This is a genomic window from Rhizobium rhizogenes NBRC 13257 (assembly GCF_000696095.1).
Taxonomy (GTDB): domain Bacteria; phylum Pseudomonadota; class Alphaproteobacteria; order Rhizobiales; family Rhizobiaceae; genus Rhizobium; species Rhizobium rhizogenes.
In genome coordinates this window covers 333,632-347,709 of sequence record NZ_BAYX01000007.1, presented here as the reverse complement: position 1 = coordinate 347,709, position 14,078 = coordinate 333,632, and the positions used below count along the sequence as shown (strand labels likewise).

Here is a 14,078-nt window from a genome sequence, read left to right as displayed (position 1 = left end):
GCTATCGGTTATTTTTTGGTGCGCGGCGGCTTGCCGTTCGACAGGAAGCTGCCGGTAAAGCTCAGTTCGGTCGATTTCGCCGAGCATTGGAACGCGACGGGCTTGCCGGAATAGGGGTTGGAGAAGGTGCAAACGCCCTTTGCCTCGACCTGGCCAGCCATCTTGTTGCCCGCGCCGGTGGAGATGACGTCGATCGGCAATTGTATCGTTCCCTTGGTCGCGCCAGGCTTTATCCCACGCCCGTCACCCTGGAAGCCAAGCATCTTGCCGCCTGCCGAAAAGATAAAGGTTACGGAACCATCCGGTCCCGTCACGCTGGCGATCTGCGGCGTGCAGCCTTTGGATGCATCGAGCTTGCCGACGACAAGCTTGGAGCACTTGCCGTCGATGACGGCCACGCCGGGGCCAGGAAAATTCTGCGCGCCGGCACTCGTGGCAACGGTCATGACTGTCAAAGCAATGGCAAGGCCTGCGAATCGCATGTTACGGGCTCCTTTAAAGCCCAGACACGTTTGCCGATCGAAATGTGGCAGTCAACCCGCAGAGCCCAGATACGACCGCGGGCAGGGCGCCGGGCTACTCCGGCACAAGCGTTCCGATCAGTTGCAGAAGCGCATTCTGCCGATTGCCGCCGCCGGCCAGAAAGTCATAGAGGGTCATCTGCTTCTCGGTGCCGCCATCGACGACATAATCGGATTGGCGGATGACGAAGACCTCGCCGCTGTCGGTGTCACGGGCGAGATGGAACAGATACTCATCACCGTTGGGCTTGTGATTTTTATAGAACTGCTTCTTTACAATCGCCATCTCGTCCTCCCGTACGATCAATGCCTTAGCATAACAGTAGTGTGACAGCGCGAGCGGAAGTCAAGCGCTCATGGGTGGAAATTGTGCGGATCCTGCCCGCTGGCAATGGGTCCTGATGCGGAACATCAGCATGTGATTGGATATTGAAGGAAAGAGCTTTATTCTCAGCCTGCGCGATCGAGCATTCGAGGCGCCATGAGCGAGAGGTCAAAGCAGATGAGAATGATGTTGGCATTGGGAGCTCTATTGAGCTTGGCTTGCGTCTCCGCAGGCGAAGCGCCCTCGAATTATCAATCATACCACGGCGGTATCCGCGCCGACAGCGATCCCGTGCTTCTGGAGCGATATGACAGGGCGCTGAACCGTTGCGAACCGGAGGCCTATTCCTGGCGTCGGGGATCGCCCGATCCAAACAGCACCCTGTATATTCTGGCATTGAGAAATTGTTTATATCGACACGGTTTCGTGGATCGCGGCTTCTATGCCTATCCCACGTCGGCGGTGTTCCAGCACTTCCTGGATCTCTGATCCGCCGACCGTTTTCTGTTGCATTCGGAAGTGCCTTTTCCATACTTTGGAAAGGGCGCTTTTCGCCTGGAGAAAGCATTGGTCCGGCATGCCGGACCAATATGAAAAAAGGGCTCTCGGTTTCCCGAAAGCCCTTGCTTTTCAGCGAATTAGGATGGTGGGCGTGACAGGGATTGAACCTGTGACCCCTACGATGTCAACGTAGTGCTCTCCCGCTGAGCTACACGCCCATCCGATGGCGGCGCATAGATCATAAAACCTTGGGAGCCGTCAATAGGCTTTTTTCAATTTTATGACGCTGTGCGCCGCAAGCCTTATGCGGCAAGGAGTTTGTTCACTTCGTCGACGAGTTCGCGCAGGTGGAACGGCTTGGAAAGCACCTTCGCATCCTTCGGCGCCTTCGAATCAGGGTTCAACGCGACGGCGGCAAAACCGGTGATGAACATCACTTTCAGGTCTGGATCGAGCTCGGTGGCGCGGCGCGCCAGCTCGATGCCATCCATTTCCGGCATGACGATATCGGTCAGGAGCAGCGAAAAGGGCTCTTCGCGCAGCCGGTCATAGGCGCTTGCTCCGTTGTCAAAGGACAAGACCTTGTAGCCGGCCTTTTCCAGTGCCTTCACAAGGAAGCGACGCATGTCGTTGTCATCTTCGGCAAGAAGTATCTTCTGGGTCATCATCTGTTTCGCTAATCAACTGTTGTCTTGTTGGACTTGTCCAGCGTGTAAGGTAGCCGGTGGCCGTAAACAAGCCGTGAATGGTCGGACGGGATATAATCATCCGCGTTCGCTACTGCGCGGTTGCAATCTGAGTCCATCTCGCGCGGACATGAAATCGGGGCCCCAGGGTCCGCCGCTTTTATGGCGTTGGATTAAGGCCATTTCACTAAAGTTAGTATGGACTTGCGGGCATGCAACTGGCAACATGGATATTGCGACAGGTTGTAGACACGGTAAAAATGTTGATGTCCGCAGAGATGCGTAATTTCGAGATTTTCGAGGTATTGGAGCCCGTCTCCCAGACAATTCCCTTTGTCTATAGTTCGCCCCATAGCGGCCGTATCTACCCGCCCGATTTCATCGCCCAGTCTCGCCTGCAGGGCATCGCCATCCGCCGCTCGGAAGATCATTATGTCGACGAGTTGTTTTCGGCGGCGAGCGATCTTGGCGCGCCGCTGCTGCTCGCCAATTTCCCCCGCGCCTATATCGACGTCAATCGCGAGCCCTATGAACTCGATCCGCGCATGTTCGATGGTGCTTTGCCGCCTTACGCCAACGTCAATTCGCTGAGGGTCGCCGGTGGCCTTGGTACGATCCCGCGAATCGTCGCCGAAAACATGGAAATCTATGCTCGGCGCGTGCCCGTCGAGGAGGCGCTCAGGCGTATAGACACGATCTACAAGCCCTATCACGCGACGCTGCGTCGGCTGATCGCCCGCACCCATGTCCAGTTCGGCTTCGGTGTCCTGGTCGACTGCCATTCCATGCCGGGCAATATCCGCATCGCCGGCAGCAACGTGCGGCCGGATTTCATCCTGGGCGACCGTTACGGCACCAGCGCCTCGGCGGAGCTTTCGCGCGCCGCGATGCAGATCCTCGAAGAACTCGGCTTCAACGCGGTGCGCAACAAGCCCTATGCCGGCGGTTTTATCACCGAGCACTACGGCCGCCCCTCCCGCGGGCTGCATGCCCTCCAGATTGAGGTCAATCGCTCGCTCTATGTCGATGAGGCGACGCTGGAGAAGCGTGCCGATTTCGATCAGGTTGCTGCCGCCATCACCCTGTTCATGAAGCGCATCGCCGAACATGTGGAATCCTACGCAGGCGACCCGGCGCTGGCGGCGGAGTAGGGCGTAGCGAAATGTCGATGCCTCGGATGAGGGGCTATCTCGGATTTTCCAGAACTAACAGAATCTGTCGAATCGCCTGACTACGGCGATGGCCGAGTATATTTGCTGTTGCCGGGTGCCAGTATCTGGCCTCTCCCCGTAGGCGCGGCGACTCTCTTCGACAAAAAAAGAACCGCGCTTGTGGCGCGGCTAAGTCTAGGGAGGAAACACCCAAGGAGGGTATTTACAGTCAGAAGACTGTGGGGGAATGATGCTACCGCATTGCACAAATGTCAAGCAGAATATTGCAGTGCGAAATATTTAGGCAATTTAGGAATTTCTGCTTGATCTGCGAGCATTCCGCCTCTTGCATCGGCATTCGGTTTGCTTCCCGATCTTTATGCGTTATGACTTCGCCCGCCCCGTCATTTATCCGGATCGACCATGCTTCCTGATCGCGCGTTCTTCTATCGTCTGGCCGAAGCGGCTAAGGCCGAAACTCTGCCGCGCTTTCGCGCCGGCATCGATGTGGTCAACAAGGAAGCCCAAGGCTTCGATCCGGTGACCGAGGGTGATCGGGCCGCCGAGGCGGCAATCCGGACGCTGATCGAGGCGGAATTTCCCGATCACGGCATTCTGGGCGAGGAGCACGGCAATGTCGGGCTCGACCGCGAGCATGTCTGGGTGATCGACCCGATCGACGGTACACGCGCCTTCATCTCGGGCGTGCCCGTTTGGGGAACGCTGATCGGCCTGCAGAAAAACGGCCGTGCCATCATGGGCATGATCGACCAGCCGTTTACCGGCGAGCGTTATTTCGCCGATGGCAGCGGCTCGACCTATTCCGGTCCGGATGGCGAAAGGCGCCTGCGGGTGCGCGATTGCGGCAGCCTGTCGAAGGCCATTCTCTTCACGACTTCACCGCATCTCTTTGTCGGCGAGGAGATGGTGAAGTATCGCGAGATCGAGAGCCAGGTACGGCTCTTCCGCTACGGCACGGATTGCTACGCCTATGCGCTGCTTGCCGCGGGCCATATCGACCTCGTCATCGAAAATTCGCTAAAACCCTATGATGTCGGCGGCATTATCCCCGTCATCGAGCAGGCAGGTGGCATCATCACCACCTGGGACGGCGGCCGGCCGGAAATGGGCGGCTCCATCATCGCCGCCGGCAGCCGCGCAGTCTATGATCAAGCGCGAGCCATCCTGTCGCGCTAACTCTTGTTTTTAGGCAATTCCGGACGGCAACCTGCAGTACACTTTTCCTGGGATTGCGCTAGCTTCCGACGTCCATTGCCTCGGCATTCGCTTCGGCGTCGCTGCCGGGAATGAAGGCATTGATGGCCGCTAGCGCCGCGTTCCGATAGATATCCCGCTCCTGCAGGATTTCATGCTTGGATCCGTAAATGGGCACGAATTGCGCCGCGCGGAAGTAGCGCGCCAGCCGCTCCTGATCGGCATAGGGCACGATGCCATCGCGGGTCGGTGCGATCAGTACGGTCGGAATGCTGATCGAGAACAGATGTTCGGGTCTGGTGACATGGTCGATGGCACGAAAAGCTTCCGACAGCCAGCGCGCCGTCGGCGGCCCGAGCACGAGCTGCGGATAGGTGGCGGCGATTCCCGTGTTGCGCTGGTAGCGCCGCTCGTCGCCGGTCAGCGGGTTTTCGGAGAACGGTCTTTCCAGATTTTTCTTGCTGAATTGAATCCGGCCAAGACCGATGGCGCTGGCTGCGCCTGAGATGGCGCGCACGAGACCGGGCGAAGCTCCCTGGCCCATGAGGCCGACGAAGGGCGCGAGCAGCACCATACGCTCGATCCGGCTCGCCAGCCGGGGCGCCGCCGACAGCGCGATCAGTGCGCCGGTCGAATGCGCGAGCAGGAAGAAGGGCAGGCGCGTGTCCGGCAGCACGATCTTGTCGAGGAAGGCGGTGAGATCGCGTTCGTAATCGGAAAAACGGTGGACATGCCCGCGCCTCGGATCCTTCAGCAGTCGCTCGGATCCACCCTGGCTACGCAGATCGAAGGTCGCGACCCACAGCCCCTTGGCGGTGAGATCGCGGATTGTCTCCAGATATTTCTCGATGAACTCGTTGCGGCCCTGCAGCAGCACCACGGTTCCCTTGGCGACAGGCTGCTCGCTGCGGAAGACGGCATAGCGCAGCTTGCGCCCGTCGAAGCTTTCGAAGAACCCCTCGATGCGGTTTTCCGGCACCGGATTGTCTGGCGTGGAATAGAGGATCGAATCCATGACGATGTCGCGCCTCGCTAGCGGGGTGGTTCGTCTTAAGGGGATAGCGCAGGTGGGGGGAATTGCAACAGGTTTATTGTCGGTTCTGCAGTCGAATATCCGGTGCTGAGATATTCTTTCATCGGCCTCTCCGATGGCAACGCTGGTACCTAAGACGCCTTCAAAAGGGCCTTCTCAAAACATCGTGGTCATCAGGCCTTTGGTGTCGCACCGCGGCGTTCGAGTGCGGTCTTGCGGATGATGTCGGCGATTTCCGGGCTGCTGCTGGACAGCATCTGGAAATCCGAGGAATAGAGCGACAACAGCGAGACTTCAGTCGAAGCGCTGACGGTCGCTGAGCGGGGCTCGCCGCTGATCAGCGCCATCTCGCCGAAGAAGCTGCCGGAGCCGAGCTCTACTGGGTTCGGCGTGGCGACGCTGACGCGGCCCTCAACGATGAAGAACATCTGGTCGCCAGTCTCGCCCTTACGGCAGATTACGGCGCCGGCCGGCACGACACGAGGCCTCAACGCCCGCACAATCTCGATGAGCGCGCCCGAACCAAGCTTCTCAAACAGTGGTACTGCTGCAACCAGTTGCCAATTGCGCACGAAGTCCTGACGGCGGACTTCTTCGTAGAAGCCTGTAGCGAGGATACCGGCCCACAGCGCAAAGATGCCGATTCCGCTCATCATGACCAAGCCGGCAAGGACGCGACCGGCGAAACTTTGCGGAATCTCGTCGCCATAGCCGGTGGTGGATAGCGTAACCACCGCCCACCACATCGCTAGGGGGATGCTACCGAATTTGTCAGGCTGGACGTCGCGCTCGATGATATAGGCTGCCAGTGCTGCGCCGAACAGAACGATGCCGAAAATAGAGGTGACGCCGATCAGGTTGCGCGCCTCTTTGGTCAGCACCCTGCCCAGCAGCCGGAAGAAGGTCGAGCCGCGCAGCGGCTTCAACAGCCAGATAGCACAATAGAGGCTTTGGTCGCGGCCGCGGACGAAAAGCAATGCGGCCACGGGGACCAAAACCGCAAGCACGTCGACGGTGGTTTCCAGCACCCTGCCGCGAGCCTCTCTCGTCCGCTGCATGAACAGCGTCTCGATCAATTGCAGAACATAGGCGGCCCAGACGCTGGCGAGCAGCACTTCCAAGATGAGCCTGGTTTGTCCGGCTATATCAGGCGTCGTCAGCGCAGCCACCGTCAACAGACCGACTACGGCGAGCAGCGCGTTCAGCGATGCGGAAATCTTCGAGAAAGGGAGCGCCGACATTCAATACCCCGACTGGGCAGCCACTCTCCCAGAATAGGATGTCTTCGGTCCAAACGTAAAGGGCTTGCGGGACATGTACGGCGGCTAAGTGTTGACCAGCAAAATAAGCAATTTATGGCTGTATAGCGCGGCTTGTGCCCATCAAAGCGCTTGAAGAACCCCTCGATGCAATTCTCCAGCACCGGATTGTCTGGCGTGGAATAGAGGATCGAATCCATGACGATGTCGCGCCTCGCTAGCGGGTGGGTCTTCCGAAGGGGGTAGCGCAGCGGGGGAGTTCCAACTGCTTTATCGAGGGTCTTTGCCGCGCGCGAGCAGCGCGCTACGACGGTTCTGATGTGTGCTTACCTAATCTTTCTCTCGAAGCGATGGGTGGGGTGGCCACCGATCAAGCGCTGGTCGACCAACTTGAAGCCCAGGGAAGGGTAGAGATTGAGGAGTGCCGGTCGCGGCGCGCAATCCAGCCGCAAATAGCCATGCCCCAGTGAATGGGCGCTCTGGCTCAACCACTCGATCAGCTTCCGGCTAACGCCTTGCCCAGCGAAAGCCCGGCTGACGCATAATTTATGCAAGTAAAAGGCATCGCCCGGTTTCCGATCCGGCCAGCCTTCCGGATCTTCCGTTTGCCGCAGAACAATACCGGCAAGTATGGCCCCCTGTTTCGCGAGGATCCAGTCGCCCCGCTCTATGCCGCTCTGGACGAGAGAGGTCGTAAACGACTCCGGATTCCACAGGGGCTCTCCCTTGTGCTGGAGCCAAGTAGCGATCTGCCGAAGGAGATTGGTTATTTCGGCGGCTTCATCCGCTGTGGCGGGTCGTATCTGGATCATCTCGGCAGGCCCAATACTTCTCTGCTCCACGCGTTCATCTGCTATTTTTCGCGACAAATGTGCCATTGCAAATCCCGTTGCGAAAGATTTCTCATGGGAACCGCCGTCGGCTCTGAATAGATTCGTTAGGAGGATTCGAAATGGAGGATACGTTGTCTTTGCGGTTGCAGGCGATCGTTCGGGAAAGCCCTCTTCTATCTCCGATCCTGCGCAATTGGGAAAAAATTGCTCTCCCGGATTGCTGGCTGGTTGCTGGTGCTGTTGCGCAAACGGTCTGGAATCACTCTCTTGGCCTTCCCCTGACGCATGGCATCAACGATGTCGATATCGTCTACTTTGATGCCGGGGATCTTTCAGAGAGTGCGGAGGCGGAGCACGCATTTCGAATCCGGAGTTCTTTCTCTGATTTGCCAGTGTGGATAGACGTGAAAAACGAAGCCAGGGTTCATCTCTGGTACGAAGCGAAATTCAAATATCCGATAGATCCATACACATCGGCCGCCGATGCAATCACAACATTTCCAACAACTGCAACGGCCGTCGGTCTGCAATCCCGGACCGATGGCCTGGAACTCTGCGCGCCATACGGCATCTCCGACCTGCTCGACTTGGTCGTCCGCCCGGTCAAGAAGCAGATCACGCGCGAGATATATGACAACAAGGTCACTCGATGGGTCGGGTTATGGCCCGGGCTGAAGATCGTAGGCTGGGACGAGTGACCGCAAAAGCATGGCGAGTTTCGGTGCGACCGATGCGCTGCTCAGCGGCCCGCCACATCCAGCGGAAAACCTCGGAATGGCTTGATCTCCTTCAGAACGAATGTTGTCTGCATCTCCTTGATGCGCGGCAGGCGGCGCACTACCCGCATGGCGAAGTCGGCGTAGCCGTCGAGATCCGCGGCCACGACCTGCAGCAGGAAATCGGCGTCTCCGGCGATGCTGTAGCAGGCGACGACCTCGCTCAGCTTCAGGACGTCCTGCGAGAATTCCTCCGCTTCCGCCTCGCTGTGGCTGTCGATCTTGACCCGGATGAAGGCGAGAACTCCGAGGCCGATCTGCCGCCGATCCAGAACCGCCGTATAGCTCTGGATGACGCCGCTCTCCTCCAATTGCCGAACCCGCCGCCAACAAGGCGAGGTCGAAAGCCCGACCTCGGCGGAGAGCGCCTGATTCGTCAGGCGGCCATCGTTCTGGAGGGCGCCGAGGATGCGTGTGTCGACGGCTTCAAGCGGAAAGGGCATACTTCACCTTATCGGGAGTTAAATTGGGTAAGATCTACCATAACTGAAAATTTTCAGGCAATGAAAGGCAGGATAATTCCCATGGTGAGATATATTCTCCGCGGCAGTTTCATCATCTGCTGCAGGTTCTCATGCTCCCCGATATCCGTCTCGCCATCGTCATCAATCCGGAACTGCCAATTGGCCTGATCGCCAACACGGCGGGCGCGATCGCCATTGGTCTCGGCGCCAGGTTTCCGGGTCTTGCGGCCTGCCAGCTTGCCGATCGCGACGATCGCGCCATCGATATCAGCTCCAACCTGCCGGTTCCGATCCTGCAGGCCGACGCGGATACGATCCTGGCGCTGATGCTGAAGGCCCTGCCGCAACCGAACGAGCGGGCAATCGTCCCCTTTCCGGCCTTTGCACGCTCGCTGCATGATTACACGGACTATGAGGCGACGTTTTCGGGCCGGGATCTGTCTGAGGAAGTGATCGATGGATTGGGACTGGCTGGTCCTTCGAAATGGGTGAAGTCGCTGACCGGTTCGCTGAAGCTCCTGCGATAGCCCGCCAGAGCATAAAAAAGGCCGGCTTGCGGAGATAGAGAGATCCGCTGAGCCGGCCGAGTAAGGACTGAAGAAGAAGGGACGATATGCTTCAGTCATCGGATGTATTTGATGCATCCGACGGTTATATTGATAGTCCCGCCAGCCTGAACGGGTGCCGAACCGGGTGTTCATCTGCGGTTCACGCGAATTTTCGCCGAAATCCGAGGCCAGCCATTGGGACCTTGAACTCCTGAAATGCGATCACCATCTCCATTCTGCGGGTGCCAAACGGGCCCGCGAAACCGTCCCAAGGCCGCCCAGAGCGGGGCTGCGGGGCAAATCGTAAATCGCAATCGTCGCTCACAGGAGGACACCATGCGTCACGTAGACTTTACTCCCCTTTACCGTTCCACCGTCGGTTTCGACCGTCTCTTCACCATGCTCGACAGCCTTGCGCAGCCGGATCAGGGTCAGACCTATCCGCCCTACAATATCGAGCGCACCGGCGAGAACACCTATCGCATTACCATGGCTGTTGCCGGGTTTGATGAAAAGGAACTGAGCATCGAGGCTCACGCCCATGTTCTGCAGGTCAAGGGTGAAAAGAGCGAAGAGCCGGCGGAAGCCAGCGAATATCTCTATCGCGGCATCGCCAAGCGCGCCTTCGAGCGTCGCTTCCAGCTCGCCGATCATGTCGAGGTCCAGGCGGCTTCGCTGAAGAATGGTCTGCTGCACATCGATCTGTTGCGCAACATTCCGGAAGCCATGAAGCCCCGCCGCATCTCCATCGCCGCCGAGCCGGTCGATACCCCGAAGGCGATCGAAGCTCATATCAGCTAACCGTCGTCAGCCGATAGGCTGAGGACAGATCCTCCCAAGATCAAAAAATAAGGCGGCGCTCCGATGGGGCGCCGCCTTTGTCTTTGGTACTATCGGGAATGTGGCTAAGCTGCGTTCGTGGCTCCATTGGCCTCGGTTTCCGCCTTGGCCGTCTCCCGCCTCTTGGCCGCATCGGCATATTTCTGGGCGATGAAGGCGCAGGTCATCAGCTGGATCTGATGGAACAGCATCAGCGGCAGGACGATGGCGCCGATACCCTGGCCGGCGAAGATGACGTTGGCCATCGGCACGCCGCTTGCCAGCGACTTCTTTGAGCCGCAGAAGGTGATGGTGATCTCGTCGGCCTTGGAAAAGCCGAGCGCGCGGCTGCCGAACATGGTGATGCAGAGCACCATTGCTAGCAGTACCATGTTGGCAACGATGACGGTGGCGATGTCGAGCACCGAGAAGGTGTGCCACAGTCCTTCGACGACGGCCTCGCTAAAGGCCGAATAGACGACCATCAGGATCGAGCCGCGGTCGACCGGCATCAGGATCTTCTTCTTTGAGCGGATCCAGTCACCGATCCATGGCTGCAACAGTTGGCCGGCGATGAAGGGGGCGAGCAGTTGCAACATGATCTGCCACAGGACATCCCAGGAAAAGCCGCCACCCTGGCCGCCGACCGAAAACAGCACGCCGACAAGCAGCGGTGTCAGGAACATGCCGAAGATGTTGGAAGCCGAAGCCGAGCAGATGGCGGCCGGAACGTTACCGCCGGCGATCGAGGTGAAGGCGATGGACGACTGCACGGTCGAGGGCAGGACGCTCAGGAACAGCAAGCCGGTATAAAGCGACACCGGCAGAATGCTGTTCGGGACGACCTGGCCGATGCCGAGCACCAGCAATGGGAAGATGCCGAAGGTCGTCAGCAGGATGACCAGATGCAGCCGCCAATGCAGCATGCCGGCGATGACGACATCGCGTGACAGGCGCGCGCCGTGCAGGAAGAACAGCAGGCCGATCGCGAAGTTCGTGGCGATACTGAAATAGTGGGCGCTCGCTCCCTGAACGGGAAAGAAGGATGCCGTCAGGACCGTCAGGACGAGCAACATGGTGAAGGTGTCTGGAAGAAAGCGGCGCATTGTGCCAACCCCAATCGCAATTACAAACCGTAAGAATGTCCTTGCAGATAGACCTATTGCGATCCACGATGCAAGGAATAACAGTTATCGTAAATCAGGATGAAAGCGATGCTCGATCTCACGCAATTGCGCAGCTTCGTCGCCGTCGAGCAGATGGGCAGCTTCACGCTGGCTGCCGAGCGGCTCGGGCTGGGTCAGTCGACCGTCAGCCAGCACATCCAGCGGCTGGAAGCCACGCTTGGGCGCAGGCTGCTCGCGCGTGACACGCATCGGGTGGTGTTGACGGGCGACGGCGAGGCGCTACTCGGCCATGCTCGGCAGATGTTGTCGATCGAAGGCGAGGTGCAGCAGCTTTTTGCCGGCAACAGCCTGCGTGGCAGTCTGCGGCTCGGCGTTTCCGAGGATTTCGTCACCAGCCAGTTGCCGGATGTGCTGGAGGATTTCGTCCGCTCGCATCCCTCGGTCGATTTCGAACTGACAGTCGCGCTCAGCGGTACACTTTATGAGATGCAGGATAATGGCGATCTCGATCTCGTGCTCGCTAAGCGCCGTCTCGGCGATGTCAGGGGAAGGCTGGTCTATCGCGAGCCGCTGGTCTGGCTGGCGCGCGATCCTGCTCGTATCCGCGCGCTTGCCGGGCCTCTGCCGCTGATCGCCTTTCCAGCGCCGAGCGTTACGCGCGCCGTGGCGCTGGAAGCGCTGCGCCGCCAGCAGGTGCCTTGGCGCATTGTCTGCACCTGCGGCAGCCTTAGCGGATTGACGGCGGCGGCCCGCGCCGGCATGGGCGTTCTCGTTCAGCCGCGCAGCATGGCGCCGGCGGGATTGTCGGAAATCGCGCCGGGCTGGCTGCCGGCGTTGGAGGATGTCGAATTCGTGCTGGTGCCGCGCAAGGGTGCCGATCAGCTGCTGGTCAGCGCCTTGTCGGAGGATATCCTGGCGAAAGTGAGGGGATTGCGGTCGATGTGACGCGTCGGGCTCGTCTTGAGCCGATCACGAATGCCGTTTCGGATCATGTGAATAGGCGTAAAGGATTTGTTAAGATTCTTTCGCCGGCTGTCATTTCCCTTTTCGCGTGTCCCGATTCAGAGGTGCACGCGGTTCAGGTTGGAGTCAGCTTTCGCTGCTATCGTGTTGTGCAGTGAATGAGCTGAATCGAGGATATCAGCCCCGATGATCTATGGTGCCATCTTCATTTCCGGACTTGTAGCCTGCGTAATGGCAATGACGATGATCGCTCATCGTGCGCCTCCTTATGACGGCGCATCGAACTTCACGATGTTCACGCATCGGAATCAGAACTAGGCTTTTGTCGCCAGACTGAGCGCCGGCTGGCCGAAAGCCAGTTCGGCGCTCTTTTTTATTCAATCGTCAAGCAAGGCAGCCAAGGAAGCCGGCGACATCGCCCTCGGTCGTGGCAAAGCTGGTGACGAGGCGGATCAGGGTTTCGTTCTCGTTCACCAGATCCGGCTGCGATTCCGGGATCGGCCATTCATAGAACTTCGCGCCCTTGTCTTCGGCGGTCTTGGCGGCCGATTTCGAGATGATGGCGAAGACTTCGTTCGATGCGGTCGGCCATGCGAGGCGAGCGCCAGGCGCCTGCTCGATGCCGGCGCGCAGGCGATCGGCCATGCGGTTTGAATGGCGGGCGAGGTCGAGCCAGAGGCCGTCCTGGAAATAGCCGTCGAACTGGGCAGCGATGAAACGCGATTTGGAGAAAAGCTGAGCGGCACGCTTGCGGATGAAATGCATCTCCTTTGCCTGCTCCGGATTAAAGAAGACAATCGCCTCGGCGCACCAGCAACCGTTCTTGGTGCCGCCGAAGGAGAGGATGTCGACGCCGCGTTTCCAGGTCATTTCCGCCGGGCTGGCGTCGAGCGCGACCAGCGCATTGGCGAAGCGGGCGCCGTCCATGTGCAGCGGCAATCCGTTCGCTTTGCTGATGGCGGCGATGGCATCGATCTCGGCGAGCGAATAGACCGTGCCGATTTCCGTCGCCTGGGTGATGGTCACGGCAGCAGCGCGGCCGTGATGGATGGCGTCCTGCGGGAAGCGCGCGACCTTGGTGGCGAGCGCCTTCGGGTCGATCTTGCCGCCGGGACCGTCAACGGTCGCGAGTCTTGCGCCGCTGAAGAAATCCGGCGCGCCGCATTCATCTTCGGCGACATGCGCCTCAGTATGGCAGAAGCTGATCCCGCCCGGCTTCTGGACACTGGTGAGCGATAGCGAATTGGCGGCGGTGCCGGTCGCGACAAAGAAGACAGAGACTTCGCGCTCGAAAATCTCGGCGAACTTGGCTTCGACCTTCTGGTCGAGATCGCTTGTGCCGTAGGCCGAGGCGAAGCCGCCGGATTCGGCGAGCAGACGTTCGGCGATCTTGGAATGGGCACCAGCCCAATTATCGGAAGCAAAAAACATTGATAGCACCAACTGAGACTACAGGTTTGCGGGAAAGGTAGTTAAGGTCTGCCGGACATTAATCCAATGGTGCGGGCTATCAAGAGTGCAGTGCTGAAGGACTCATCACAGAAATTGATCTAAGCAATCAACAAACAAAATGATGCGCTGCAGCGAAACTTTCTTGCTTGAAATTTGCAACATCGGCAATCTTCCGTCGCGCGTTGACGAAATTTTGCCGTTTTGCTCTTGCGAAGGCAGAAGCTTTCTGTCATAGAGCTGGTGAATTAGGACAGGGTTGCTGTCCTATTTTGGCCGCCGAGGCCGAAGATGCGCCAGGGGTCCTGACGATGTCGGGATTTCGAGCTATAGTTACCGGGAGCGAGCCCTTTTAAGCCTTCGAGGCGACGGGGCGGAGCGGCGGTGGAATAGCAAGGCGCGGAACGC

Annotated in this window: 16 protein-coding genes and 1 tRNA gene; 7 read left to right on the top strand and 10 right to left on the bottom strand. The window is 58.9% G+C overall.

Annotated features, from left to right (window positions below; all coding sequences use genetic code 11):
• Positions 1 to 8: 8 nt before the first annotated feature.
• Positions 9 to 482, bottom strand: a complete 474-nt coding sequence (locus RRH01S_RS18050; protein WP_007701003.1) for a hypothetical protein — start codon at positions 480 to 482, stop codon at positions 9 to 11.
• A 94-nt stretch (positions 483 to 576) separates the two neighbouring features.
• Entirely contained in the window at positions 577 to 807 is a 231-nt protein-coding gene (locus tag RRH01S_RS18045; RefSeq protein ID WP_007701007.1) for a hypothetical protein, read from the bottom strand.
• A gap of 216 nt (positions 808 to 1,023) precedes the next feature.
• Here RRH01S_RS18045 and RRH01S_RS18040 point away from each other — a divergent pair, with 216 nt between their 5' ends.
• Positions 1,024 to 1,335 carry a hypothetical protein gene (locus RRH01S_RS18040; protein ID WP_007701009.1) on the top strand — a complete coding sequence of 104 codons (312 nt, stop codon included), beginning with the start codon at positions 1,024 to 1,026 and terminating at the stop codon, positions 1,333 to 1,335.
• Positions 1,336 to 1,490: 155 nt separating this feature from the next.
• Here the strand turns inward: RRH01S_RS18040 and RRH01S_RS18035 are convergent.
• Positions 1,491 to 1,565, bottom strand: a tRNA-Val gene (locus RRH01S_RS18035).
• A gap of 84 nt (positions 1,566 to 1,649) precedes the next feature.
• A complete protein-coding gene (gene cpdR1 / locus RRH01S_RS18030) occupies positions 1,650 to 2,012 on the bottom strand; it encodes a response regulator CpdR1 (protein WP_004117561.1) in 363 nt (120 codons plus the stop codon).
• Positions 2,013 to 2,299: 287 nt separating this feature from the next.
• Between cpdR1 and RRH01S_RS18025 the strand changes: the two genes are divergently transcribed.
• Positions 2,300 to 3,184, top strand: a complete 885-nt coding sequence (locus RRH01S_RS18025; RefSeq protein ID WP_034519238.1) for an N-formylglutamate amidohydrolase — start codon at positions 2,300 to 2,302, stop codon at positions 3,182 to 3,184.
• Positions 3,185 to 3,607: 423 nt separating this feature from the next.
• Positions 3,608 to 4,381 (top strand): histidinol-phosphatase, encoded by a 774-nt coding sequence (hisN, locus tag RRH01S_RS18020; protein WP_007701019.1) that lies wholly within the window; start codon positions 3,608 to 3,610, stop codon positions 4,379 to 4,381.
• A 58-nt stretch (positions 4,382 to 4,439) separates the two neighbouring features.
• Here the strand turns inward: hisN and RRH01S_RS18015 are convergent, their stop codons facing one another.
• The 3 genes from RRH01S_RS18015 to RRH01S_RS18005 form a co-directional block, all read right to left on the bottom strand.
• The gene (locus RRH01S_RS18015) at positions 4,440 to 5,414 is read right to left on the bottom strand and encodes an alpha/beta fold hydrolase (RefSeq protein WP_042473406.1); all 975 of its coding nucleotides are present in this window, start codon (positions 5,412 to 5,414) and stop codon (positions 4,440 to 4,442) included.
• A 191-nt stretch (positions 5,415 to 5,605) separates the two neighbouring features.
• On the bottom strand, positions 5,606 to 6,673 hold the full coding sequence (locus tag RRH01S_RS18010) for a cyclic nucleotide-gated ion channel (RefSeq protein WP_012652354.1): 1,068 nt from the start codon (positions 6,671 to 6,673) through the stop codon (positions 5,606 to 5,608).
• 344 nt (positions 6,674 to 7,017) lie between these two features.
• Positions 7,018 to 7,569 carry a GNAT family N-acetyltransferase gene (locus RRH01S_RS18005; protein WP_049783209.1) on the bottom strand — a complete coding sequence of 184 codons (552 nt, stop codon included), beginning with the start codon at positions 7,567 to 7,569 and terminating at the stop codon, positions 7,018 to 7,020.
• Positions 7,570 to 7,643: 74 nt separating this feature from the next.
• Between RRH01S_RS18005 and RRH01S_RS18000 the strand changes: the two genes are divergently transcribed.
• Positions 7,644 to 8,222 (top strand): nucleotidyltransferase family protein, encoded by a 579-nt coding sequence (locus RRH01S_RS18000; protein ID WP_012652352.1) that lies wholly within the window; start codon positions 7,644 to 7,646, stop codon positions 8,220 to 8,222.
• Positions 8,223 to 8,263: 41 nt separating this feature from the next.
• Here the strand turns inward: RRH01S_RS18000 and RRH01S_RS17995 are convergent, their stop codons facing one another.
• Entirely contained in the window at positions 8,264 to 8,743 is a 480-nt protein-coding gene (locus RRH01S_RS17995; protein WP_012652351.1) for an Lrp/AsnC family transcriptional regulator, read from the bottom strand.
• 131 nt (positions 8,744 to 8,874) lie between these two features.
• On the opposite strand from RRH01S_RS17995, the gene RRH01S_RS17990 reads away from it, so the two are divergent.
• Positions 8,875 to 9,291 (top strand): DUF2000 domain-containing protein, encoded by a 417-nt coding sequence (locus RRH01S_RS17990; protein WP_042473402.1) that lies wholly within the window; start codon positions 8,875 to 8,877, stop codon positions 9,289 to 9,291.
• 357 nt (positions 9,292 to 9,648) lie between these two features.
• Positions 9,649 to 10,113, top strand: a complete 465-nt coding sequence (locus RRH01S_RS17985; RefSeq protein ID WP_007701033.1) for an Hsp20 family protein — start codon at positions 9,649 to 9,651, stop codon at positions 10,111 to 10,113.
• Positions 10,114 to 10,217: 104 nt separating this feature from the next.
• Here the strand turns inward: RRH01S_RS17985 and RRH01S_RS17980 are convergent, their stop codons facing one another.
• Positions 10,218 to 11,237, bottom strand: coding sequence for a bile acid:sodium symporter family protein (locus RRH01S_RS17980; RefSeq protein ID WP_012652349.1), 1,020 nt, complete (start codon positions 11,235 to 11,237; stop codon positions 10,218 to 10,220).
• Between the two features lie 108 nt (positions 11,238 to 11,345).
• Here RRH01S_RS17980 and RRH01S_RS17975 point away from each other — a divergent pair, with 108 nt between their 5' ends.
• Positions 11,346 to 12,203 (top strand): LysR family transcriptional regulator, encoded by an 858-nt coding sequence (locus RRH01S_RS17975; protein WP_012652348.1) that lies wholly within the window; start codon positions 11,346 to 11,348, stop codon positions 12,201 to 12,203.
• A 402-nt stretch (positions 12,204 to 12,605) separates the two neighbouring features.
• On the opposite strand, the gene RRH01S_RS17970 is transcribed toward RRH01S_RS17975, so the two are convergent.
• Positions 12,606 to 13,652, bottom strand: a complete 1,047-nt coding sequence (locus RRH01S_RS17970; RefSeq protein WP_012652346.1) for a threonine aldolase family protein — start codon at positions 13,650 to 13,652, stop codon at positions 12,606 to 12,608.
• Positions 13,653 to 14,078: the final 426 nt, after the last annotated feature.